Genomic DNA, 21,458 nt, shown 5'->3' with positions numbered 1-21,458 from the left:
GAGCGCCCGTGACATGGACGAGGGGAGAGAAAGTGGTCCGCACACTCGCATTGCTGGCGATCGCCGCCTTGCCGTCGAGCATCCTCCCCGCCGCGGCGACCGCCGCGCCTGCGCAGGCGCGCGACGCCGCCGCGCCGTGGCGCGACCTGATGCCCAAGCCCGGCCTCGCCGGCTGGCACCGCACCGGCGGCAACGCCACCTATGAGGTGGTCGGCGACGAACTGGTCGGCCGCGCGGTGGTCGGCAAGGGCAACAGCTGGCTCGTCTCGGACCAGCTCTACGGCGACTTCATCGTCGAGTTCGACGCCAAGACCGATCCGACGCTCAACTCGGGCATGATGATCCGCGGCCAGAGCCGCTCCGATTACCGCAACGGCGTCGTCTTCGGCTATCAGGCCGAGATCGACCCTTCGTCGCGCGCGTGGAGCGCCGGACTGTACGACGAGCAGCGCCGCCAGTGGCTCTACACGCTCGGGCGCAACGAGGCGGCGCGCAAGGCCTTCCGCTCGGGCGACTGGAACCATTATCGCGTCGAGGCGATCGGCAACCGGCTGCGCACCTTCATCAACGGCGTGCCCGCCGCCGACATCGTCGACGACACCGACGCGCGCGGCTTCCTCGCCTTCCAAGTCCACGCCTTGCCCGACGACGTCGCCGCCAAGGGGCCGGAGGTGCGGTTCAAGGGCCTGCGCATCATCACGCAGGACCCGAAACGCTACGCCATGCCCGAGAACAGCCTCGAGCAGCAGGGCTGGCAGTCGAACGCGCTCACCGCGGCCGAGCGCCGCGCCGGCTGGACCCTGCTGTGGGACGGGCGCTCGTCGAAGGGCTGGCGCGCGGCCAAGGGCGGCGGCTTCCCGGCGAACGGCTGGACCATGGCCAACGGCATGCTGACCGTGGAGAAGAGCGCCAGCGAGGCCGCGCGCGGCGGCGACATCGCCACCGCCGCGACCTACAAGGATTTCGAGCTGTCGGTCGACTTCCGCCTGTCCGAGGGCGCGAACAGCGGGATCAAATATCTGCTGCCGCCGGGGCCGAACGGCGGCGTGTCGAGCGTCGGCTTCGAGTATCAGCTGCTCGACGACGCGCGCCATCCCGACGCCAAGATGGGGCGCGACGGCAACCGCACGCTCGCCTCGCTGTACGACCTGATCCCGGCGCGCAACCTCTCGGACCCGGACAGCCCGGGCAAGCGCGCCAACCCGCCGGGCGAGTGGAACCGCGCCACCGTGCTGGTGCGCGGCAACCACGTCGAGCATTGGCTCAACGGCTTCAAGGTGGTCGAGTATGAGCGCGGCTCGGCCGAGCTGAAGGCGCTGATCGCGCAGAGCAAGTTCGCGCAGGCGGCGGGCTTCGGCGAGACCGCGGACGGCGCCATCCTGCTGCAGGACCACGGCGACAAGGTCGACTTCCGCTCGATCAAGCTGCGCAGGTTCTGATGCAGATTGGCCGTTCTCCAGAGCGTGCCCCGGCGGAGGCCGGGGCCCAGTCGGGGGACGCGGGCGAGTCTCACGCCAGCTTTCCCATCTGGGCCCCGGCCTGCGCCGGGGAACAGAAGAAGTTAAGATGATAACCCACCCCAGGGGAGGCACCACGATGTTCGACCGTCGAACGATGATCAAGGGCGGCGCCGCGACGATCGGCGCGCTGGCGTTCACCGCCAAGAGCTACGCGCAGATCAAGGGCGCCAACGACCGCATCCGCGTCGGCATCGTCGGCGTCAACGGCCGCGGCCAGGCGCATATGAGCGCCTTCGCGAAACAGCCCAACGTCCAGGTGACGCACTTCGCCGACGTCGACTCGACCGTGCTCGCCAAGCGCGCCGCCGAGTTCGCCGAGCGGAGCGGCACCAAGGTCAAGACCGTCGGCGACTATCGCAAGCTGCTCGACCGCAAGACCGTCGACGTCGTCACCGTCGCGACGCCGGATCACTGGCACGCCAAGGTCGCGATCGACGGCATGGACGCCGGGCGCAACGTCTATATCGAGAAGCCGATCGGCATCGCCCCCGCCGAGGGCGAGGCGCTGATCGCCACGCAGCAGCGCACCGGGCGCGTGCTCCAGGTCGGCAACCAGCAGCGCTCCAGCATCGAGACGCGCCAGCTGCTCGATCTGATCCGCGCCGGCGAGCTGGGCGACGTCTACGAGGCGCAGACCTGGTACGCCAACAACCGCAAGTCGATCGGCAAGGGCGAGGAGATCGCGCCCCCGCCCAACCTCGACTGGAACATGTGGCAGGGGCCGCGTCCGCGCGGGCCGTATCGCTCCAACCTGGTCCACTACAATTGGCACTGGTTCTGGAAGTACGGCACCGGCGAGATCTGCAACAACGCGATGCACGAGCTGGACGTCGCGCGCTGGCTGATGGGCGTGACCTATCCCAAGACCGTGACCGCGCGCGGCGATCGCCGCTTCTTCCGCGGCGACGACTGGGAGATGTACGACACGCTCGCGCTGACGCTCGGCTATGACGACGGGCGCGTGATCCGCTGGGACGGCGAGAGCTGCAACGGCATGCTGCGCTACGGCCGCGGGCGCGGCACGTTGCTGCTCGGCACCAAGGGCGCGGCGGTGGTCGATCGCAACGGCTTCGAGCTGTACGATCTCGCCGGCAAGAAGCTGCGCGAGGTCAAGGCGCCGGCGGAGTCGGAGACCACCGGCACGGTCGGCGAGGGCGCGCTCGACGTGCTCCACGCCGCCAACTTCCTCGCGGTGGTGCGCGGGCAGGAGCAGGCGCTCCACTCGCCGATCCAGGAAGGGCATATCAGCACGACATTGTGCCACCTCGGCAACATGGCCTATCGCACCGGCGGGTCGCTCACGGTCGACCCGGCGACCGGCAAGCCCAGCGAGGCGGCGGCGCAGAAGCTCTGGTCGGTCGACTATGAGCCCGGCTGGGAGGTACGCGCCTGAGGTGACCGAGGTGGAGGCGAGCGTCGCGCGGTTCGCCGCGATGGGCACGCGGGTCGAGCTTCACCTGTTCGGCCGCGATGCTCCCGATGCGCTCGCCGCCGCGCGCGCTGCGGTGGAGGCGGTGGAGGACGCACTGACGGTGCGACGCGAGTCGCCCGCGGTGGTGCTTAACCGGGTGCTGGCGGTGGGCGGCGCGGCGGTGGTGGCGGACCCGCTGCTGTGGGAGGCGCTGCTCGCGGTGAATGCGATGTGGCGCGCGACGGGCGGGCTGTTCGATCCGGGCGTGGGGGGTGGCGGGCCTGCTCGCCGATGGCGCGATGTCATCCCTGCTTCCCACAAGCCTGTTCCCCGGCGAACGCCGGGGCCCAGTTGGGAAGGCTTCAGTGACTCTTGCGAGGCGTCCCCCAACTGGACCCCGGCGTCCGCCGGGGTGGAACGTGAGGGGGAGGAGACGATCTCCCGCCAGCGTTCCTCCAGCGGCGACGTGGGCGGCGTCGCGTCGTCACCACATCCACCTTCCCTACTGGGCCCCGGCCTCCGCCGGGGCACAAGCGCGCGTGGCGCAGACGATACCGCCCCCCTCCCCAACTGGTCCGCCCTCACGATCGATCGCGCCGCCCGCCGCGTCGCCGCCGCGCACCCGCTCGCGCTCGACTTCGGCGGCTTCGGCAAGGGCTATGCGCTCGACCGCGCCGCCGCCGTGCTGCGTGCCGCGGGCGTCACCTCGGCGTTCCTCTCCGCCGGCGAGAGCTCGATCGCGGTGATCGGCGAACACCCGCTCGGCGGCGCGTGGCCGCTCGCGATCCCGCACCCGGAGATCGACGGCGTGTGGTTGACCGAGCTCGAGCTAAGCGACGCGTCGCTCTCGGTCTCGTCCACGGTCGGTGCCGGTGCCGCCAAGCCCGGCCGCGCCGCGATGGTACGCCCCACCGACGGCGCGATCGTCACCCGCCCCGCCACCGCCGTCGCGGTCGCGACCACCGGCGCCGAGGCCGAGGCGCTCAGCACCGCGCTGCTCGTCGCCGACGCGCCCGCGCTCGCCCGCCTGCGCGCCGCGGCGCCCGACCGTCGCTTCCTGTTCTCCCATGACGCGCCGACGCGCGCCGACCGACCGATGGAACTCACCGCATGACCGACGACGATTTCGCGCTCTCGCGCCGCTCCTTCCTCGATCGCGTGCTGGTCGCCTCGGCCGGCGTGGGGATGAGCGTCGCCGCGCCCTGGACCGCGCTCGCCGCGGCCGAGCCCGCGAGTGGCCCGCGCGTCCGGCTCGGCGTGATCGGCACCGGCGACCGCGGCCGCGCGCTGATCCAGAACATCAACAAGACGCGCAACTGCACCGTCGCCGCTCTGTGCGACCCATTCGCGCCGCACATGGCCAAGGCGCGCGCGCTGGTGCCCGCCAACACGCCCGTCTTCACCGATCACCGCGCGCTGCTCGATGCCAAGGGGATCGACGCGGTGGTGATCGCCACCCCGCTCGACCTCCACGCGCGCCACACGTTCGACGCGCTCGACGCCGGCTATCCGGTGTTCTGCGAGAAGGCGATGGCGCGCACGATCGCCGATTGCGGCGCGATGGTCACGCGCGCGCGCCAGCGCGGCAAATTGCTCCAGATCGGTCACCAGCGGCTGTTCAACCCGACCTATCTCAACGCGCTCCAGCGCGCCAAGTCGGGCGAGATCGGCACGATCACGCAGATCCGCGCGAGCTGGCACCGCAACCGCAGCTGGCGCCGCGACGTGCCGCCCGGCGGGCAGGAGCGCGAGATCAACTGGCGGCTGTACCGCGCGCGCTCGGCCGGGCTGATGACCGAGCTGGCGACGCACCAGCTCCAGGTCGCTAATTGGTTCATGGACGGTCTGCCGACGCGCGTGATGGGCTCGGGCAGCATCTGCTTCTGGAAGGACGGCCGCGAGGTCTATGACCAGGTCGCGCTGATCTACGATTATTCCGAGGGGCGGAAGGTGATCTACACCTCGATGCTCAACAACGCGCGCTACGGATGCGAGGAGCAGATCCAGGGCAGCAAGGGCACGATCGAGCCCGAGCTCGGCCGCATCTACCAGGAGGTCCAGCCCGCCGCCGTCCCCGCGCTGGCCAAGATGCGCAAGGACGTCCAGGCCGGGCGCAAGAGCAAAGTGCCGATCGGCGGCGCCACCTGGTTCCCCGAGCTGCCCGTCACCACGCCGGGCGACTCGCTCGGCTGGGGCGAATATGACGAGACGATGCTCCAGTTCGAGGGCTTCGGCGAGGCGGTGCGCAGCGGCAAGGAGGTGCCCGGGCTGCTCGCCCAGGCCTATTACGCCAGCGTCGCCTCGCTGCTCGGCGAGCAGGCGATCGACACCGGCCGCGCGCTCGACTGGCCGACCGACCTCGTCACCGTCTGACCTTACCTTCTCCTGAGGACCTGCTGCCATGGACATGATCGATCGCCGCCTCCTGCTCGCCGGTGCCGGGCTCGTCGGCGCCGGGCTCGCCGGCGCGGCCGCGGCGCAATCGACCTCGGCGGGCAACGGCGTCTCCGCCGAGGGTGCGCCGACCGGCCCTGACCCGAGCGCGAAGAATCGCCTGCGCTTCGCGGTGATCGGCCTCGATCACTCGCACATCTACGCGATCACCGACGCGCTGATCCGCGGCGGCGGCACCTTGGTGGCGGTGCACGCGGGCGACCCGAACCAGCTCGTCCCCTTCCGCAGGCGCTACGGCGACGTGAAGGTGGCGCGCACCGAGGAGGAGATCCTCGCCGACAAGACGATCCAGGTCGTCGCCAGCGCCTCGATCCCCAATCTCCGCGCGCCGCTCGGCGTGCGCGTGATGCGCGCGGGCAAGGACTTCCTGTCGGACAAGCCCGGCATCACCAGCCTGGACCAGCTCGCCGAGGTGCGCCGCACGATCGCGGCGACCAAGCGCAAGTTCGCGATCATGTATTCCGAGCGGCTCGAGGTGCGCGCCGCGGTCAAGGCGGGCGAGCTGGTCCATGCCGGCGCGATCGGCCGCGTGGTGCAGACGATCAACATCGCGCCGCACCGCGTCAGCGCGCCGAGCCGCCCCGAGTGGTTCTGGGACGTCAAATATTATGGCGGCATCCTCACCGACATCGGCAGCCACCAGGCCGACCAGTTCGTCTTCTACACCGGCTCGACCGAGGCCTCGGTGGTGGCGTCGCAGGTCGGCAATGTCGCCACGCCGCAGCATCCCCGGTTCCAGGACTTCGGCGACATGATGCTGACCGGCAATGGTGGGACCGGCTATGTCCGGGTCGATTGGTACACCCCCGACGGCTTGCCGACCTGGGGCGACGGGCGCGTTTTCATCCTCGGCACCGAGGGCTATATCGAGCTGCGCAAATATGTCGACATCGAGGGACGGCCCGGCGGCAACCACCTGTTCCTCGCGGACAAGAAGGGCACGCGCTACATGGATTGCAGCAAGGTGCCGCTGCCGTTCGGGCCGCAGTTCGTCACCGACGTGGTGGAGCGCAGCGAGGTGGCGCAGAACCAGGCGCAGGCGCTGCTCGCCGCCGAGCTGGTGCTGACCGCGCAGGCCAAGGCGCGCACGCTCTCGGGCGCGCGGCCGCCGGTGCAGGGCGGCTGAGCGGGAAGAGGCGCGCAGGCGACAGCACGCCTCCCCGCTCGCGGCAACCGGGGCTACATGTGAATTCGGCACCGTCATCCCGGTTTCGAGCCGGGATCCATCCGTCCGCATTAGCAACGCCGGCCGCTCTCGCGGCACCATGGATCCCGGGTCGAGCCCGGGATGACGCGTGGGGCGAGCCGCCAGCGCGACCACCCACCTCTCGAGTCCGGATCCGTGGTGCCGCGCGCGTCGATCTCCCGGAGGATTGCAACGCTTGCCACGTCCGGGAGGGCGGCAGTGCGTGACGCGTGCCGCCCGTCGCACCGCCATGGGCAACAGCCCGGCCATAGCGGGCGACGTAAGGTGCCGCGCGACCGTCAACCCCGTTGCCCGCGTCCGCCGCTACAAGGCATAGCAGGGCGATGAGGACGAGGAGCGCGCGACCATGACCAGGCACCTTCCGTGGATCCTGCTCGCGCTCGTCGGCGCGGGCTGCCTCGGCGTGGTCGCGTCGGTGCGCGGCGAGCCGGTCAACGCGCTGTGGATCGTCACCGCCGCCCTCTCGATCTATCTCGTCGCCTACCGTTATTACGCGCGCTACATCGCGCGCGTCGTCGTCGCGATTGATCCGGCACGCCCGACGCCCGCGGTGCGCCGCGCCGACGGGCTCGACTATGTCGCGACCGACCGGCGCGTGCTGTTCGGCCACCATTTCGCCGCCATCGCCGGCGCGGGACCGCTGGTGGGGCCGGTGCTCGCGGCGCAGATGGGGTATCTGCCCGGCACGCTGTGGATCCTTGCCGGCGTGGTGCTCGCCGGGGCGGTGCAGGATTTCATGGTGCTGTTCATCTCGATGCGGCGCGACGGGCGCTCGCTCGGCGAGCTGATCCGGATGGAGATGGGCGCGGTGCCCGGCACGATCGCGCTGGTCGGTGCCTTCATGATCATGGTGATCATCCTCGCGGTGCTCGCGCTGATCGTGGTGCGCGCGCTGGCGGAGAGCCCGTGGGGGCTGTTCACCGTGGTCGCCACCGTGCCGCTGGCGATGGTGATGGGCGGCTATACGCGCTGGCTGCGGCCCGGCGCGATCGGCGAGGTGTCGCTGATCGGGATCGTCGGGCTGGTCGCGGCGATCCTGCTCGGCCAGTCGGTCGCGGCGAGCGCGACGCTGGCGCCGTGGTTCACGCTCACGCCGGTGGCGCTGTGCGTCGGGCTGATCGCCTATGGCGCGGTGGCGTCGCTGCTGCCGGTGTGGCTGCTGCTGGCGCCGCGCGACTATCTCTCGACCTTCCTCAAGATCGGCGCGATCGCCGCGCTGGCGATCGGCATCGTGCTGCTGGCGCCGCCGCTGCGCATGCCCGCGCTCACCGACTTCGCCGCCACGGGCCGCGGGCCGGTCTGGGCCGGGCCGCTGTTCCCCTTCCTGTTCATCACCATCGCCTGCGGTGCGGTGTCGGGCTTCCACGCGCTGATCGCGAGCGGCACCACGCCCAAGCTGATCGCGAGCGAGGGTGACGCCGCCTTCATCGGCTATGGCGCGATGCTGATGGAGAGCGCCGTGGCGATCATGGCGCTCGTGGCGGCGTGCATCCTCGACCCCGGCATCTATTTCGCGATGAACGCCCCCGCCGCGGTCACCGCGGGCGATCCCGCCACCGCCGCCGCGGCGGTGACCGCGATGGGCTTTCCGATCGCGCCCGAGACGCTGACCGACACCGCGCGCCAGGTCGGCGAGACCACCATCATCAGCCGCGCCGGCGGTGCGCCGACGCTGGCGGTGGCGATGGCGGAGATCTTCTCGCACGCGGTCGGCGGCCCCGCGATGAAGGCCTTCTGGTATCATTTCGCGATCCTGTTCGAGGCGCTGTTCATCCTCACCGCGGTCGATGCCGGGACGCGCGCGGGGCGCTTCATGCTGCAGGACCTGCTCGCGCTCGCGGTACCGCGCTTCAAGGACACGCGCGGCTTCGTGCCCGGGCTGATCGCGACATTGCTCTGCGTCGGCGCCTGGGGCTTCTTCCTCTACCAGGGGGTGACCGACCCGCTCGGCGGGGTGAATACCTTGTGGCCGCTGTTCGGCATCTCCAACCAGATGCTCGCCGCGGTAGCGCTGCTGCTCGCCACCGTGGTGCTGTTCCGGATGAAGCGCGCGCGCTTCGCCTGGGTGACCGCGCTGCCCGCGGCCTGGCTGGTGCTGTGTACCGGCACCGCGGGCGTGATGAAGCTGGCGCATCCCGATCCCGCGATCGGCTTCCTCGCGCATGCCAGCCGCTTCGCCGACGCCGCGGCGCGCGGCGAGGTGCTCAAGCCCGCCAAGTCGATCGCGGAAATGCGCCGGATCGTGCTCAACGACCGGATCGACGCGGCGCTCTGCGCGCTGTTCCTCGCGGTCGTGATCGCGATCCTCGTCTATGCGGTACGCACCTGCCTCGCCGCGCGTCGGATCGATCGACCGTCGGTCCAGGAGATTCCCGCGGCCGGGATCGCGGCGTGAGCGGGCTGCTGCGACGCCTGGCGCAGACCGCGCGGCTGATGGTCGGCCAGCCCGACTACGACGCCTATCGCCGCCACCTCGCCGACCACCATCCCGAGCGCCCGGTCATGACCCGCGCGCAGTTCTTCCGAGACCGCGAGGCGGCGCGCTATCGCGGCGGCAATGGTCGCTGCTGCTGAACAGAGGTAATTTCGTACAAGCACGTGCCGGACAAGTCTCCCGCCCGGTGACGGCGCGATGAACCCGCGCTGACGTGCCGGTTAATTGGTCGTTGATATGCCATCTGCCACGGTTTATCATCATCCCGGGGGAAGTCGTTCTACCCGGGACCTTCCAGCGCGATGTAGGTGCTTGAATGAGTATTCCGGACTGGCAGATCGGCGGCACCATGGCGGCGGCGCAGCGTGACGCGATCGTCGCGGCCCTGCTCGCGACCGACAACAACCTGACGCATGCGGCACAGCGGCTGCGGATCGGGCGCACCACCTTGTACCGGCTGATCAAGACCTATGACATCATGCTCAGCGAGCGCGCCCCGCGCCGACGCAGCCCCGCTGCCACCACCGCGGCGGCGGGCAGCGGTGGCTCGCGCGTGATCCTGGTCGAGGGCGTGTGGTATCTGGTGCCCGAAGAGAAGCAGCAGCACGCCTGAGCGCGGGCGCGGCGGCGAGCCGCTGCGCCCGCGCCCAGGCGACGGTCAGACCGTCCAACCGGCGCGATAGTCGCGCGTCAGCAGCGTGTTCGCTTCCGCCGCGTCGGTGATCCGCGCGGCGTTGCCGTCGTAGGTGATCGGCCGACCCGCGCGCAGCGCGACCATGCCGAGCAGCATCGTCTCGTTGAGCGTCGTCGCGTAGGCGAACGGGCAGGACGCCTGCGTCTCCCCGCGGATCGCGGCGAGCCAGTTGCGCTCATGGCCCTGCAACCCGCCCTCGATCCGCGGCAGCGAGCGCGGCACCGCCGCGGCGCGCTCGGCCGCGCCGGCGCCGAACACCACCGGCTTCTCGCCATAGGTCTCGTGCATCAGCATGCCCTGGTCGCCGATGTAGAGCACGCCGCCCTCCGGCGACATCACCGCTTCCGCCGGCAGGTCGCGCGGGCTCGGCGGCATCAGCCCGCCGTCGTACCAGGTGAGCTTGATCGGACCGCCCTTGGCATTGCCGAACTCGAAGAAGGTCAGCCCCGCCAGCGGCCAGCTGCCCGGCTGTGCCGGCTGGTCGCGCGACGCCCAGCGCGAGTGACGCGTCTCGACCCGGGTCGGCAGTCCGGGCTCGAGCGCCCACACCGGGAAGTCGAGCAGATGCGCGCCCATGTCGCCCAGCGCGCCGGTGCCGAACGGGGTCCAGCCGCGCCAGTTGAAGTGGGCGTAATCGGGGTTGTAGCCCCAGTCGACCGAGGCCGGCCCGAGCCACAGGTCCCAGTCGAGGCTGGCGGGCTTGGCGACCGGATCGGGGCGCGCGATGCCCTGCGGCCAGATCGGGCGGTTGGTCCAGGCGTGGACCTCGCGCACGTTGCCGATCGCGCCGCCGCGCAGCAGCTCCACCACGCGGCGGCCGTCGTCGCCCGAGTGGCCCTGGTTGCCCATCTGCGTGACGAGCTTGGGGTTCTTGCGCGCCAGCTCGGCCAGCATGCGGCTCTCCGCCACCGTGTAGGTCAGCGGCTTCTGGACATAGACGTGGAGCCCGCGCTCCATCGCCATCTTGGCCGCGACCGCGTGATGGTGGTCGGGCGTGGCGATCAGCACCGCCTCGATGTCCTTCCGCTTGTCGAACAGCTGGCGGTAATCGCTGAAGCGCTCGGCCTTGTCATAGGCGGCGCGCAGCGCGACCCGCTCGGGGTTGGTGTTGCCGTCACGGCCGAGCAGCGACTTGGCGACATGGTCGAAATCGACGTCACAGGCGGCGACGATGTTCTCGCCGGTCAGCCGCGAGGCGTTGGCGGCGCCCATGCCACCTGCGCCGATCACCGCGATGTTGATCTTGTCGCCCGCCTTGCGGCGCCGCGCCGCCTGCGCGGCGCCCGGCAGCGCCCCTGCCATCGCCGTGGCCGCCGCCCCGGCCAGCCACGTGCGGCGGCTGATCCCCTCGCTGATCGTCATCGTCTCTCCTTCGCGTGCGTCGTTGCAGAGGCTTGCGCGCTCACCGCCGTCGTGCCGCGTTCCCGGCCAAGCACCGGGAGTCGCGCCATTCGAAAGCAATTATCTTATTGTATGCGGCACGTCGGGTGACGGAGCAAGCCGATACGTTAGCGTCGCTGCCGTATGATCGACGCGACGGGTCGGCCCTCCCCGTAAGTGGACCTTGACCCTTCTACCGTCATCCCGGGCTTGACCCGGGATCCATCGTGCCGCGAACACCCGAGCCGTTGTTCTCGCGGAAACATGGATCCCGGCTCAAGGCCGGGATGACGGCGTCGGCGCGGGTCGCGTGCGCCTCGGACAGGTCCGGGATGACGGGAGGGGTGAGGTACGTCCCTCCCCCTCAGAAGCTCAGCGCCGCGCTGAAGCGGAGCGAGCGGCCGAGGATCGGGCGCGCCAGCACCGGCCCCGTCCCCTGCGCGCCGATGATGCGCGGGTTGCCCTCGGTCAGCCCGATCTCGTTGGTGAGATTGTTGCCCGTCACCTGGAGCCGGATCCGCTCCGCCACCTCGACCGACACGCCCGCGTCGAGCTGGTAGAAGCGCGGCAGCAGCTGCTGGTTCTCGGGATCGGAGAAGCGGTCGCCGGTATATTGCAGCGTCGCGAACAGCGACGGTCGCAGGCTCCCTACTGGCAGCTCGTAGGACGGCGTCACCCGCCACATCCAGCGCGGCTGGCGCTGGACGCGGTTGCCCGTGTTGTCGATCGCGCCGCCGCCGGTGAAGAAGTCCTGGTAGGTGCCGTCGAGGAAGGTCCCCGCCGCCGCGAGGCTGAAGCCCGCGAACGGCCGGATCGCGCCCTCGAGCTCGACGCCGGTCGCCTTGGCACCGCCGACCTGGCTCAGCGCGACGTTGTTGATCAGCTGCGTCGTCGCCAGTCCGTCGAACGTGTTGTGGAACACGGTGGCGTAGAGGTTGAGCCACGGCATCGAGACCTTGAGCCCGCCCTCGTAGGTGTCGACCTTGGCAACGATCGTCAGCCCCTCGCGCAGGTTGTCGAACTGCGGGAAGCTGTGGCCGCGGCTGTAGCGCGCGAACACGCCGACCTGCGAGGTGAAGTCGTAGTTGGCGCCCGCGGTCCATGACCAGCGTCCCTCGCGGAACGGATCGAGCGCGCGCCGGTCGCCGAACACGTTGACGGCATTGTCGTAGAGCGTGTTCGGGTTGCCATCGAGGTTGACCTGGGTCGCCGCCGGGGTGCGCAGGTTGCCGTCGACGATATGCTTCTGATAGCGCAGCCCGCCGTCGACGCGCAGCTGCGACGTGATCTGCAGCTCGTCGACCGCGTAGAAGGCGAGGTCCGATCCCTTGTAGTAAGCGTCGACGAGGAAGCCGTCGCCGCTGGTGAAGCCGTTCTGCGTCGCGGTGCGCCCGCCGTTGAGCGTCATGTTGAGCAGCCGCGCGCGCGGCTCGGCGGTGAGCAGCACCTGGTTGCCCAGCGCCCATTGGTCCCGTGTGGTGTAATCGGCGTAGTAGAAGCCGCCGGTCAGCTTGTTGCCGCCGGCCTTCCACTCCAGCGCGGTGTCGGCGACGAAGGAGGTGATCTTCTTCTGCACGCTCCAGATGCCCGCGCGCATCACCTGCGTGTCCGCGCCCGAGGCGACCGCGCCGCCGCCGTTGACGTAGCTCAGCGAGGCGACGGTCGAGCCCGCGCCGCCGAGCGCGGTCGCCATCGCCGAGGCGGCGGTGGGCGGGCCGTCGGGGACGAGCCCGACCGTGTCGGCGCGCCCGCCGAGGTAGCTCATCCGCTCGCGCACGCGCAGGCCGTCGGCCACCTCATAGTCGAAGGTGATGCCGGTGTTGATCACGTCCGCGCCGCGGCCGTTCTCGAGGTTGACGGTGTTGCCCTTGACGTTGCGCGTCAGCCGCGTCTCGGGCCCGAGCAGGGTGCCGGTGCCCGCGTCGAAGCCGGGATAGGCGCTGATCGTGCGCCCGTCCTGGATCACCGGGAGCGGCAGCAGCCACTGGCCGCGATCGTTGAGGTAGCGCGCATAGACCTCGACCGAGCCGCGTCCCTCGAAATCGTGGTGGATGTTGGCGGTGACCTGCCCGCCCTTCTCGGCGCGGAAGCCCGGGTCGCGGATGCCGTTGCCCTGCGCGTAGAAGCCGCCGATCATGAAGCCGGTGTTCTCGCCGAGCGGGCCCGACACCCAGGCGTCGCCGCGCGCCTCGTCGAAGTCGGTGTACGAGAATTTCGCGAGGCCGTGGAGCGCGCTGCCGCCGGTGCGCGGCACGACGTTGACGGTCAGGCCGGGCTGGCCGTTGGAGAAGAGCGAGCCGGTGCCGCCGCGCACCGCCTCGACCCGCTGCACCGTCTCGTCGAGCCGGATCAGCTGCGAGTTCTCGAGGAACGACAGCGTCGAGGGCGGGAAGATCGGCACGCCGCCGAGCTGGAAGGTGACGAACTGCGCGTCGCCGCCCGAGGGGTAGCCGCGGACGAAGATATTGGCGCCGTTCTGCCCGCCCGAGCTCTCCGCCATCACGCCGGGGACGGTGCGGAGCAGGTCGGCGGTGCTGTTGGGCGCGGCGCGCTCGATCGCGTCGTCGCTGAGCGTGGTGACCGCGAAGGCGGCGTCCTGCCGCCGCGTGCCGCCGCCCGCGGTGCCGACGACGATGATGTCGTCGCCGGTCGGCGCGGTCGTGTCGACGATGCCGGTGTCGGGCTGCGAGCGCTGCGCGGTGTCCTGCGCGGTGGTCTGGCCGGTGTCGGCCTGGGCGAGCGCGGGCGCGGCGAGCAGCGTCAGCGCGACGGTGGCGGCGCCGCTGAGCAGCCGCGTGGCGTGGGTGGACCGCATGCTTCTTCTCCCTCTGGTGCGGCGCTCGGGCGGCGCCGTTAACCACGAATGTACGTCGCGGGCGGACTCGTGTCGACACGCGGCGGGCCGGCAGGAGGCCATTGCAAGGGCGGGGTTGCTTCTGAGCCACAGTGGGGCGGCTCCGAGTTCCGTCCCTCGCACGAGCCCTCAGCGGACCTCCCGGAACGCTCTTCCCCTGCCGTCATCTCAGCCGCAGTGGGGCGGCTCCGAGCCCCTTCCCTCGCACGAGCCCTCAGCGAACCTCCCGGAACGCTCTTCCGCTGCCGTCATCTCAGCCGCAGTGGGGCGGCTCCGAGCCCCTTCCCTCGCACGAGCCCTCAGCGACCCTCCCGGAACGCTCTTCCCCTGCCGTCATCCCGGACTTGTTCCGGGATCCACTCTTCCGCGAGAGCAACGCTTCACGTGCATGCGGCACGGTGGATCCCGGACCAAGTCCGGGATGACGACGGAGTGGCGTAGGGCGCTTCCTCAGGCGGCGAGCCCCTGTGACGCCCCACCCTGAAAGGGAGGGGAGCTTAGCAGGCGGCGCGCCGGCCCCTCACCCCACCAGCGCCACGCGGCAGATCCGGTCCGACGCGGTCAGGAACAGGCTGCGCCCGCCCTCGCCGACGCAGGCGTTGGCGATCGGCTTGCCGTTGCCGATGATGCCGAGCGGCTCGCCCGCAGGGCTGAGCACGTGCATGCCGCCCGGCCCGCTGACGAACAGATGGCCCGCCGCGGCGACGTCCATGCCATCGGGCGCGCCGGCCCAGCCCTTCGCCTTGTCCGCGCGCATGTCGCTGAACACGCGCGATCCCGTCGGCGAGCCGCGCGTGTCGAGCGCATAGGCCCAGACCAAGGGCGCGGCGTCGTCCGAGCACGCCAGATACAAGGTCCGCTCGTCGGGCGAGAGGCCGACGCCGTTGGGAAACCGCCGCGCGCCGTCGAGCAATGTCACCGTACCGTCGGGATCGAGCCGGTAGAGCCCCATCACGTCGAGCTCGCGCAGCGGCGAGTCGGGGCCGGCGGCGAAGCCGTAGGTCGGGTCGGTGAAGTAGATCGCCCCCGAGCGCGCCACGACCACGTCGTTGGGGCTGTTGAAGCGCTTGCCGCGGTAATGCTCGGCCAGCACCGTCCGCTTCTTGGTGGCAAGGTCGACGCGCACGATCGCGCGCGTTCCGCTGTCCGCGACGATCAGCCGCCCGGCGCGATCGAGCGCCAGCCCGTTGGCGCCGGCCTCGCGGATCGCGGGCGGGATCGGCGTCTGCAGGCCCGAGGGATCGAGGAACGGCCGCGCGCCGTCGCGGCGCGACCAGCGATGGACGACGTTGGCGGGCACGTCGGAGAACAGCAGATACTCGCCCTTCGCCACCCACACCGGCCCCTCGGCCCAGCGATAGCCGGTGGCGAGCGTCTCGATCGTGGCGCCGGGCGGGATGATCGAGTCGAGCCGCGGGTCGAGCCGCAGCACCCCCATCGGCGACGGCTCGGCCGCGCGCGCGGCGCCCGCGATCAGCGCCGCTGCGCCCAGCCCCGCCCCCAGTCCGGCGAGCGCGGCGCGCCGGGTGAGCGCGGTCATACCAGCCGCACGCGCTGGCCCTCGCGCGCCGAGCGGTAGATCGCCTCGATCACGCGCATGTCGGCCAGCCCCTCCTCGCCCGCGACCAGCGGCTGCTTGTCGTCGAAGATGCACTCGGCGAGATGGTCGAGCTGCGCCGCATGCTGCGCCTTGCCCGCGGGCGGGTCGCGCGGCTCGGTGCGGCCGTCGCGGTTGATCCGCATCTTCTGGCCCTCGTAGGAGGTGGCGGGCTCGAGCTCGATCCAGCCCTTGGTGCCGATCACGCGATAGGCGTTGTGGTTCGAGCTGTAGCTCGACACGCAGGTCGCCTCGATCCCCGAGGGGAAGCGCAGCAGGAACGAGATACGGTCCTCCACCGTGCGGAAGCGCGGGTCGGAGCGGTCGGTCGACTCGATCGCGCTGACCTCGACCGGGTCCTCGCCGGCGAGATAGCGCGCCGCGTTGAGGCTGTAGATGCCGATGTCCATCAGCGAGCCGCCCCCCGACAGCGGCCGGTCGAGCCGCCACTGGTTGGGCTTGGCGTCGAAGCCGTGCTCCGAGGTGATGATCCGCGTCGGCCCGACGAAGCCGCTCTGCGCCAGCTGGATCGCGAGCATGTTGTGCGGCTGGAAGCGCGAGCGATAGCCGATCATCAGCTTGCGCTTGGCGGCGCGGCAGGCCGCGATCATCGTCTCGCATTCCGCCACCGAGACCGCCATCGGCTTCTCGCACATCACGTGCTTGCCCGCCTTGGCGGCGCGCACGACATATTCGGCGTGCATCGAATTGGGCAGGATCACGTAGACCACGTCGATGTCGGGATTGTCGCGGATCGTATCGAAGTTGGCGTAGCTGTAGCGGTGCGTTTTGGGGATGTTGTATTGCGTCCCGAACTTCTCGAGCTTCTCGGGCGTGCCGCTGACCAAAGCGACGAGGCGCGAATGGTCACACTCGGCGAACTTGGACATGATCAGCTCGGCGTAGCGGCCCAGTCCGACCACGGCATAGCCGATCTTGCGGTCGCGCGGCGGCGCGGCGCAGGCGCCGCTCGCGGCCACGGCGAGCCCCATCCCCAGTCCGGTGATGATGGTGCGACGGTCGGCCTCGCGCATGTCCCTCTCCCTTGGTTATCGACGCTTTCGGCGTCGTGGATCAGAGGGTTAACAGCATCATCCGGGGAGCGCTACCATCTCCGCCGCAGCATCGCCGCGCGCGTCGTGACGTGCCTGCGCCTCGGCGACCGCGCCCATCCGCGTCTCCGCCCAGTCGATCATCTGGCGCAGCGCACCGAGCAGCTCGCGCCCGAGCGGGGTGACGCGATACACCACCTTGATCGGCACGCTGGCCTCGACCTCTCGGGTCACCAACCCGTCGCGCTCGAGCGAGCGCAGCGTCTGGCTCAGCATCTTCTGCGACACGCCCGCGATGCGCCGCTTGAGCTCGCTGAAGCGCCGCGGCGAGTCGCCGAGCAGCAGCAGGATCAGCACGCTCCATTTGTCGCCGACGCGGTCGAGCAGGCGCCGCGTCGGGCAATCGGCGGCATAAGCGTCACCGCGCGCGGTACCGCCGGAGTGACCAGGTGAGGTGGAAGTGCCGTCTTGCATGGCGCCTCGCCCTAGCCAAGTAGGTCACCGTTGGAAACCACCCACGGAGGGCGAGATGAAGGTAGCGGTGCTGGGCGCGAGCGGTCGCGCGGGCAAGGAGATCACGCGGGAGCTGGCGCGGCGCGGTCACGAGGTCACCGCGATCGCGCGCCACTCGGAGGCGATCCCCGCGGCCGACGGCGTCAGCGCGCTGGCGGGCGACGCGCACGACGCCGACGCGCTCGCCGGGCTGATCCGCGGCCACGACGCGGTGATCAGCGCGCTCCACTTCGACGTCACCGCGGAGACGCTGCTGGGCGCGCTCCGCACCGCCGGCGTCGCACGGCTGCTGGTCACCGGTGGCGCGGCGAGCCTGCGCACCGCCGACGGCGGCCGGCTGATCGACTCGCCCGATTTCCCGGCGGCGTGGCGCGACATGGCGATGGGCGGCGTGCGCTTCCTGGAGGCGCTGCGTGGGGCGGAGGACGTCGACTGGACCTTCTTCTCGCCCGCCGCGCTGATCGAGGAGGGGCCGCGCACCGGCCGCTTCCGGCTCGGCGGAGACGAGCTGGTGGTCGACGGCGAGGGGCAGAGCCGGATCAGCTTCGCCGACTATGCGATCGCGATGGTCGACGAGCTGGAACAGCACCGCCACCCGCGCGCGCGCTTCACCGCGGCTTATTGAGGAGGTGGCGGAGGGGAGCTTTCGTGGCCGCCGCTCCCCTTCTCCTTCCGTCATCCCGGACTTGTTCCGGGATCCACCCCACCGCGAGAGCCGCCGCCGGAGGATGCGCGGAACGGTGGATCCCGGAACAAGTCCGGGATGACGGCGGTAGGGCGAGCGGAAGTGGCACGACTCACCCCAACCCGGCGCCCTCTCAGCCCAGCGCCTTCTCCAGCTCGGCCTTGCTCATCGTCGAGCGGCCCGGCACGTCCGCCTTCTTCGCGCGCTCGTAGAGCTCGGCCTTGGTCGGCCCCTGCCCGCGCGCGCGCCGCTCCGCCTCGCCCTTGCGGCGCTTGTTCTGCGCGGGGCTCTGCTGGTTCGACGCGCCCGCCTCGCTCAGCCCGATCGCGACCGCCTGTCGGCGACTGGTGACCTTGCGTCCCGCGCTGGTCTCCAGCTCGCCTTCCGCGAACTCGTGCATCACGCGCTCGACCGTCTCCTGCTGCGCCTTGCTCTGCTTCGCCATCTCACCCGCTCCTGACGCGATGCGAGCGAGAACCGGGGCGGGCGGCGGGCGGTTCCAAGATCCTCAGAACGCCGCGATGCCGGTTATCGCGCGGCCGAGGATCAGCGCGTGGACGTCGTGCGCGCCCTCGTAGGTGTTGACCGTCTCGAGGTTCATCAGGTGGCGCATCACCTGATACTCACCCGAGATGCCGTTGCCGCCGTGCATGTCGCGCGCCGCGCGCGCCACGTCGAGGGCCTTGCCGACGTTGTTGCGCTTCACCAGCGAGACCATCTCGGGCGCGAACCGCCCCTCGTCCATCAGCCGCCCGACGCGCAGGCTCGCCTGCAGCCCGAGCGCGATCTCGGTCTCCATGTCGGCCAGCTTCTTCTGGAACAGCTGGCGCCCGGCGAGCGGCGTGCCGAACTGCTTGCGGTCGAGCCCGTATTGCCGCGCGGCGTGGAAGCAATATTCCGCCGCCCCCAGCGCGCCCCAGCTGATCCCGTAGCGCGCGCGGTTGAGGCAGCCGAACGGCCCCTTCAGCCCTGCCACGTTCGGCAGCAAAGCGTCCTCGCCGACCTCGACCTCGTCCATCATCACCATGCCGGTGATCGAGGCGCGCAAGGAGAGCTTGCCCTCGATCTTGGGCGCGGCGAGCCCCTTCGCGCCCTTCTCCAGCACGAAGCCGCGGATCGCGCCGTCGTGCGCGTCGCTCTTGGCCCAGATCACGAACACGTCGGCGATCGGGCTGTTCGAGATCCACGTCTTGGCGCCCGAGAGGACGTAGCCGCCGTCGCTCTTGCGCGCGCGCGTGGTCATGCCGCCGGGGTCGGAGCCGGCGTCGGGCTCGGTCAGTCCGAAACAGCCGATCAGCTCGCCGCGCGCCAGCCCGGGCAGCCAGCGGTGGCGCTGCTCCTCCGAGCCGTAGGCGTAGATCGGGTACATCACGAGGCTCGACTGCACGCTCATCATCGAGCGATAGCCCGAGTCGATCCGCTCCACCTCGCGCGCCACCAGCCCGTAGGCGACATAGGAGGCGCCAACGCCGCCATATTCCTCCGGGATGGTCGGGCCGAGCAGCCCCAGCTCCCCCATCTCGCGGAAGATCGCGGGATCGGTGTGCTCGTGCGCGAACGCCTCGACGATGCGCGGCGCGAGCTTGTCCTCGGCATAGGCGCGCGCGGTGTCGCGCACCATCCGCTCGTCATCGCTCAATTGATCGTCGAGCAGGAACGGGTCTGCCCAGTCGAACCGGCCCATCTTGGTCATAAGGTGATCAATCCTCTCCGATATCGTGCCCGGCGCGGCCGGGGTCTGTGTCCGGCTCTAGCGCAGCGCGCGGACCAGCGCTCGCGCTTTCGGCACCGCCCGGCGCCGCGTGCGGGATCGGCAAGGTGATCGCGCAATAGATGCCGTCGTCACGCAACTCGAAGCGCGTCCGCGCGCCAAGCTGATACGGCAGCGCCTGTTCGATCAGCTCGCGACCATAGCCGCCCCCCGCCGCCGGCCTGCCCGCCTCGGGATCGAGCGCCACCCCCGTCTCGTGCCAGGTGACGTGGAGCATCGGCACACCCGCTTCGTCCGCCACCCGCCACGCCAGGTCGAGCCGCCCGCCGCGCGCCGACAGAGCGCCGTATTTGAGCGCATTGGTGGCAAGTTCGTGGAGCGCGAGCGCAAACGTCTGCACCGTGGCGGAGCGCAGCCGCACCCCGCGCGGCCCCGTCATCGTCACATGCGCTGACGCCAGCCAGTCGCGGCCGCCGAGCGACTCCAGCTCGCTGCGCGCGAGTTCGTCGAAGGTGACACGATCGCCCTCCTCCAGCCGCGCGAGCAGGCCGTTGACCCGCCCCAGCGCACTCAGGCGATCGTCGAAGCGCGCGGCATAATCGTCGAGCGACACGCTGCGCGCGATCAGCTGGTTCGACAGACCCCGCACCACCCCGAGCAGGTTGCGCGTGCGGTGCTGGAGTTCGGCGATCAGCACCTCCAGCCGGTCCGAGCTCGCCTTGGCCTCGGTGACGTCCTCGCTGATCCCGCCGATGCGATGCACCCGTCCTTCGAGGTCGAGCAGCGGGAAGGCGGTGTCGCGCACCCAGCGCAGGGCGCCATCGTCGGCGCGGCGGACGCGATATTCGCAGGCGACGGTCGCGCCGCCCCGGACTTGTCGCACCGCATCGAGCGCGTGGCGGCGGTCGGCGGGCAGCACCAGCCGCGTCAGCCGACGCAGCGCGCCCGTCTCGCCCTCGATCACGGGCAGGCCATATAGCCGTTCGAACGCGGGGCTGGCATATTCGACGCGCAGGTCGCGCGCGTCACGCACCCAGAGCGCGTCGGCCGAGGCGGCGCCGAACTGCCGGAAGCGCGCCTCGCTCTCGCGCAACGCCGCCTCGGCGCGCTTGCGCGCGGTGAGATCGATGGTGACCACCAGCAGCGTCCGCGCGCCCCCCTCGGTCGCCGCGGCGAGTGGGGTGATGCTGCTGTTCGCCCACACGGTGACGCCGTCGGGGCGGTGATAGCATTTGTCGAGCGAGGTGGTGCGGCCGCTCGCCAAGGCCTGCGAGACCGCCGCGACCGAGCCGGGGAGATCGGCGGGCGCGGTGACGTCGGCGACCCCGAGGCTGAGCAAGCTCGCCTCGTCGCGGCCGAGCATCGTGCACAATTGCTGATTGACGCGCAGGAAGCGGCCGTGCTGGTCGACCTCGGACAGGCCGACCGAGGCGGCGGAGAAGATCGCGCGCCACCGTGCATCGGTCGCGGCGCGCGCGGCATCGCGACGGCGCGCGGCGGTGACGTCGCGCAGGACGCCGACCCAGCCCTCGATCGCGCCGTCGCGGTCGCGGATCGGGTCGATCGTCCAGTCGACGACATAGGTGCTGCCGTCCTTGCGATAGTTGGTCGTCTCGCCGGCGAAGCCGCGGCCCGCGCGCAGCGCCGCCTTGAGGTCGTTCAGCACCGCCCGGTCGGTCGCCGGCCCCTGTACGATCCGCGGCGTCGCGCCGAGCAGCTCGTGCTTCTCATAGCCGCTCAGCGCGGTCATCGCCGCGTTGGCGAAGCGGATCACCGGGCCGGGCGGCTCGATCGCCGCCTCGGTGATCAGGATGGCGTGACCCGCCGCCTCGGCGGCCCGGTGGAGCCACTGCGCTCCCGCCTCGTCATGCTGGTGCTGCGGCGCCCCCGTCATCGCCGCGGCTTACCGGCCGATAGCGCGTGCCGCCAGTGACTTGGCACATCGC

Annotated in this window: 17 protein-coding genes; 9 read left to right on the top strand and 8 right to left on the bottom strand. The window is 70.8% G+C overall.

The genetic code is table 11. The features are described from left to right. Window positions 1–32 precede the first annotated feature (32 nt). From EV292_RS09835 to EV292_RS09800, 8 genes are all read left to right on the top strand, one after another. Window positions 33–1,439: a DUF1080 domain-containing protein gene (locus tag EV292_RS09835; RefSeq protein ID WP_243693703.1), complete on the top strand. Its 1,407-nt coding sequence runs from the start codon at window positions 33–35 to the stop codon at window positions 1,437–1,439. Window positions 1,440–1,596: 157 nt separating this feature from the next. After that, window positions 1,597–2,913 carry a Gfo/Idh/MocA family oxidoreductase gene (locus EV292_RS09830; RefSeq protein ID WP_132909031.1) on the top strand — a complete coding sequence of 439 codons (1,317 nt, stop codon included), beginning with the start codon at window positions 1,597–1,599 and terminating at the stop codon, window positions 2,911–2,913. Window position 2,914: 1 nt separating this feature from the next. Beyond that, on the top strand, window positions 2,915–4,045 hold the full coding sequence (locus tag EV292_RS09825) for an FAD:protein FMN transferase (RefSeq protein ID WP_165927074.1): 1,131 nt from the start codon (window positions 2,915–2,917) through the stop codon (window positions 4,043–4,045). Then, window positions 4,042–5,304 (top strand): Gfo/Idh/MocA family oxidoreductase, encoded by a 1,263-nt coding sequence (locus tag EV292_RS09820; protein WP_132909029.1) that lies wholly within the window; start codon window positions 4,042–4,044, stop codon window positions 5,302–5,304. The genes EV292_RS09825 and EV292_RS09820 overlap by 4 nt, the downstream gene beginning before the upstream one ends. 28 nt (window positions 5,305–5,332) lie before the next feature. After that, entirely contained in the window at window positions 5,333–6,511 is a 1,179-nt protein-coding gene (locus EV292_RS09815; protein ID WP_132909028.1) for a Gfo/Idh/MocA family oxidoreductase, read from the top strand. Window positions 6,512–6,938: 427 nt separating this feature from the next. Then, entirely contained in the window at window positions 6,939–8,987 is a 2,049-nt protein-coding gene (locus EV292_RS09810) for a carbon starvation CstA family protein (RefSeq protein ID WP_132909027.1), read from the top strand. Further along, entirely contained in the window at window positions 8,984–9,166 is a 183-nt protein-coding gene (locus EV292_RS09805) for a YbdD/YjiX family protein (protein ID WP_132909026.1), read from the top strand. Before EV292_RS09810 ends, EV292_RS09805 begins: the two co-directional genes overlap by 4 nt. Before the next feature lie 176 nt (window positions 9,167–9,342). Beyond that, window positions 9,343–9,639 carry a helix-turn-helix domain-containing protein gene (locus tag EV292_RS09800; RefSeq protein ID WP_132909025.1) on the top strand — a complete coding sequence of 99 codons (297 nt, stop codon included), beginning with the start codon at window positions 9,343–9,345 and terminating at the stop codon, window positions 9,637–9,639. Window positions 9,640–9,684: 45 nt separating this feature from the next. On the opposite strand, the gene EV292_RS09795 is transcribed toward EV292_RS09800, so the two are convergent. From EV292_RS09795 to EV292_RS09775, 5 genes are all read right to left on the bottom strand, one after another. After that, complete coding sequence (locus EV292_RS09795; protein ID WP_132909024.1) at window positions 9,685–11,082, bottom strand: Gfo/Idh/MocA family oxidoreductase; 1,398 nt, start codon at window positions 11,080–11,082, stop codon at window positions 9,685–9,687. A gap of 382 nt (window positions 11,083–11,464) precedes the next feature. Beyond that, on the bottom strand, window positions 11,465–13,915 hold the full coding sequence (locus EV292_RS09790) for a TonB-dependent receptor (protein WP_165927073.1): 2,451 nt from the start codon (window positions 13,913–13,915) through the stop codon (window positions 11,465–11,467). A gap of 559 nt (window positions 13,916–14,474) precedes the next feature. Beyond that, window positions 14,475–15,494, bottom strand: coding sequence for an SMP-30/gluconolactonase/LRE family protein (locus tag EV292_RS09785; RefSeq protein ID WP_132909022.1), 1,020 nt, complete (start codon window positions 15,492–15,494; stop codon window positions 14,475–14,477). Then, a complete protein-coding gene (locus EV292_RS09780; protein ID WP_243693702.1) occupies window positions 15,491–16,585 on the bottom strand; it encodes a Gfo/Idh/MocA family oxidoreductase in 1,095 nt (364 codons plus the stop codon). Before EV292_RS09780 ends, EV292_RS09785 begins: the two co-directional genes overlap by 4 nt. 57 nt (window positions 16,586–16,642) lie before the next feature. Continuing rightward, window positions 16,643–17,077 carry a helix-turn-helix domain-containing protein gene (locus tag EV292_RS09775; protein ID WP_132909021.1) on the bottom strand — a complete coding sequence of 145 codons (435 nt, stop codon included), beginning with the start codon at window positions 17,075–17,077 and terminating at the stop codon, window positions 16,643–16,645. A 55-nt stretch (window positions 17,078–17,132) separates the two neighbouring features. Between EV292_RS09775 and EV292_RS09770 the strand changes: the two genes are divergently transcribed. After that, a complete protein-coding gene (locus EV292_RS09770) occupies window positions 17,133–17,741 on the top strand; it encodes an NAD(P)-dependent oxidoreductase (protein ID WP_132909020.1) in 609 nt (202 codons plus the stop codon). A 193-nt stretch (window positions 17,742–17,934) separates the two neighbouring features. Here EV292_RS09770 and EV292_RS09765 read toward each other — a convergent pair whose 3' ends face one another. The 3 genes from EV292_RS09765 to EV292_RS09755 all read right to left on the bottom strand — a co-directional run bounded on the left by EV292_RS09765 (window position 17,935) and on the right by EV292_RS09755 (window position 21,406). Beyond that, window positions 17,935–18,246 (bottom strand): DUF6496 domain-containing protein, encoded by a 312-nt coding sequence (locus tag EV292_RS09765; protein ID WP_132909019.1) that lies wholly within the window; start codon window positions 18,244–18,246, stop codon window positions 17,935–17,937. Between the two features lie 63 nt (window positions 18,247–18,309). Next, a complete protein-coding gene (locus tag EV292_RS09760) occupies window positions 18,310–19,494 on the bottom strand; it encodes an acyl-CoA dehydrogenase (protein WP_132909018.1) in 1,185 nt (394 codons plus the stop codon). Between the two features lie 7 nt (window positions 19,495–19,501). Beyond that, a complete protein-coding gene (locus tag EV292_RS09755; RefSeq protein ID WP_132909017.1) occupies window positions 19,502–21,406 on the bottom strand; it encodes a sensor histidine kinase in 1,905 nt (634 codons plus the stop codon). Between the last annotated feature and the right edge of the window lie 52 nt (window positions 21,407–21,458).

Origin of the sequence: Sphingomonas sp. BK235, assembly GCF_004345855.1 — a bacterium.
Taxonomy (GTDB): Bacteria; Pseudomonadota; Alphaproteobacteria; order Sphingomonadales; family Sphingomonadaceae; genus Sphingomonas.
The sequence above is the reverse complement of the archived record's forward strand: the minus strand, read 5'-3'. Positions and strand labels throughout refer to the sequence as shown.

What these genes read in the sequence shown, in the direction of transcription:
- EV292_RS09830 (WP_132909031.1), top strand. Translation starts at nt 1,597, where the DNA reads ATGTTCGACCGTCGAACGATGATCAAGGGCGGCGCCGCGACGATCGGC.
- EV292_RS09820 (WP_132909029.1), top strand. Translation starts at nt 4,042, where the DNA reads ATGACCGACGACGATTTCGCGCTCTCGCGCCGCTCCTTCCTCGATCGC.
- EV292_RS09815 (WP_132909028.1), top strand. Translation starts at nt 5,333, where the DNA reads ATGGACATGATCGATCGCCGCCTCCTGCTCGCCGGTGCCGGGCTCGTC.
- EV292_RS09810 (WP_132909027.1), top strand. Translation starts at nt 6,939, where the DNA reads ATGACCAGGCACCTTCCGTGGATCCTGCTCGCGCTCGTCGGCGCGGGC.
- EV292_RS09800 (WP_132909025.1), top strand. Translation starts at nt 9,343, where the DNA reads ATGAGTATTCCGGACTGGCAGATCGGCGGCACCATGGCGGCGGCGCAG.
- EV292_RS09795 (WP_132909024.1), bottom strand. Translation starts at nt 11,082, where the DNA reads ATGACGATCAGCGAGGGGATCAGCCGCCGCACGTGGCTGGCCGGGGCG.
- EV292_RS09790 (WP_165927073.1), bottom strand. Translation starts at nt 13,915, where the DNA reads ATGCGGTCCACCCACGCCACGCGGCTGCTCAGCGGCGCCGCCACCGTC.
- EV292_RS09785 (WP_132909022.1), bottom strand. Translation starts at nt 15,494, where the DNA reads ATGACCGCGCTCACCCGGCGCGCCGCGCTCGCCGGACTGGGGGCGGGG.
- EV292_RS09780 (WP_243693702.1), bottom strand. Translation starts at nt 16,585, where the DNA reads ATGCGCGAGGCCGACCGTCGCACCATCATCACCGGACTGGGGATGGGG.
- EV292_RS09775 (WP_132909021.1), bottom strand. Translation starts at nt 17,077, where the DNA reads ATGCAAGACGGCACTTCCACCTCACCTGGTCACTCCGGCGGTACCGCG.
- EV292_RS09770 (WP_132909020.1), top strand. Translation starts at nt 17,133, where the DNA reads ATGAAGGTAGCGGTGCTGGGCGCGAGCGGTCGCGCGGGCAAGGAGATC.
- EV292_RS09765 (WP_132909019.1), bottom strand. Translation starts at nt 18,246, where the DNA reads ATGGCGAAGCAGAGCAAGGCGCAGCAGGAGACGGTCGAGCGCGTGATG.
- EV292_RS09760 (WP_132909018.1), bottom strand. Translation starts at nt 19,494, where the DNA reads ATGACCAAGATGGGCCGGTTCGACTGGGCAGACCCGTTCCTGCTCGAC.
- EV292_RS09755 (WP_132909017.1), bottom strand. Translation starts at nt 21,406, where the DNA reads ATGACGGGGGCGCCGCAGCACCAGCATGACGAGGCGGGAGCGCAGTGG.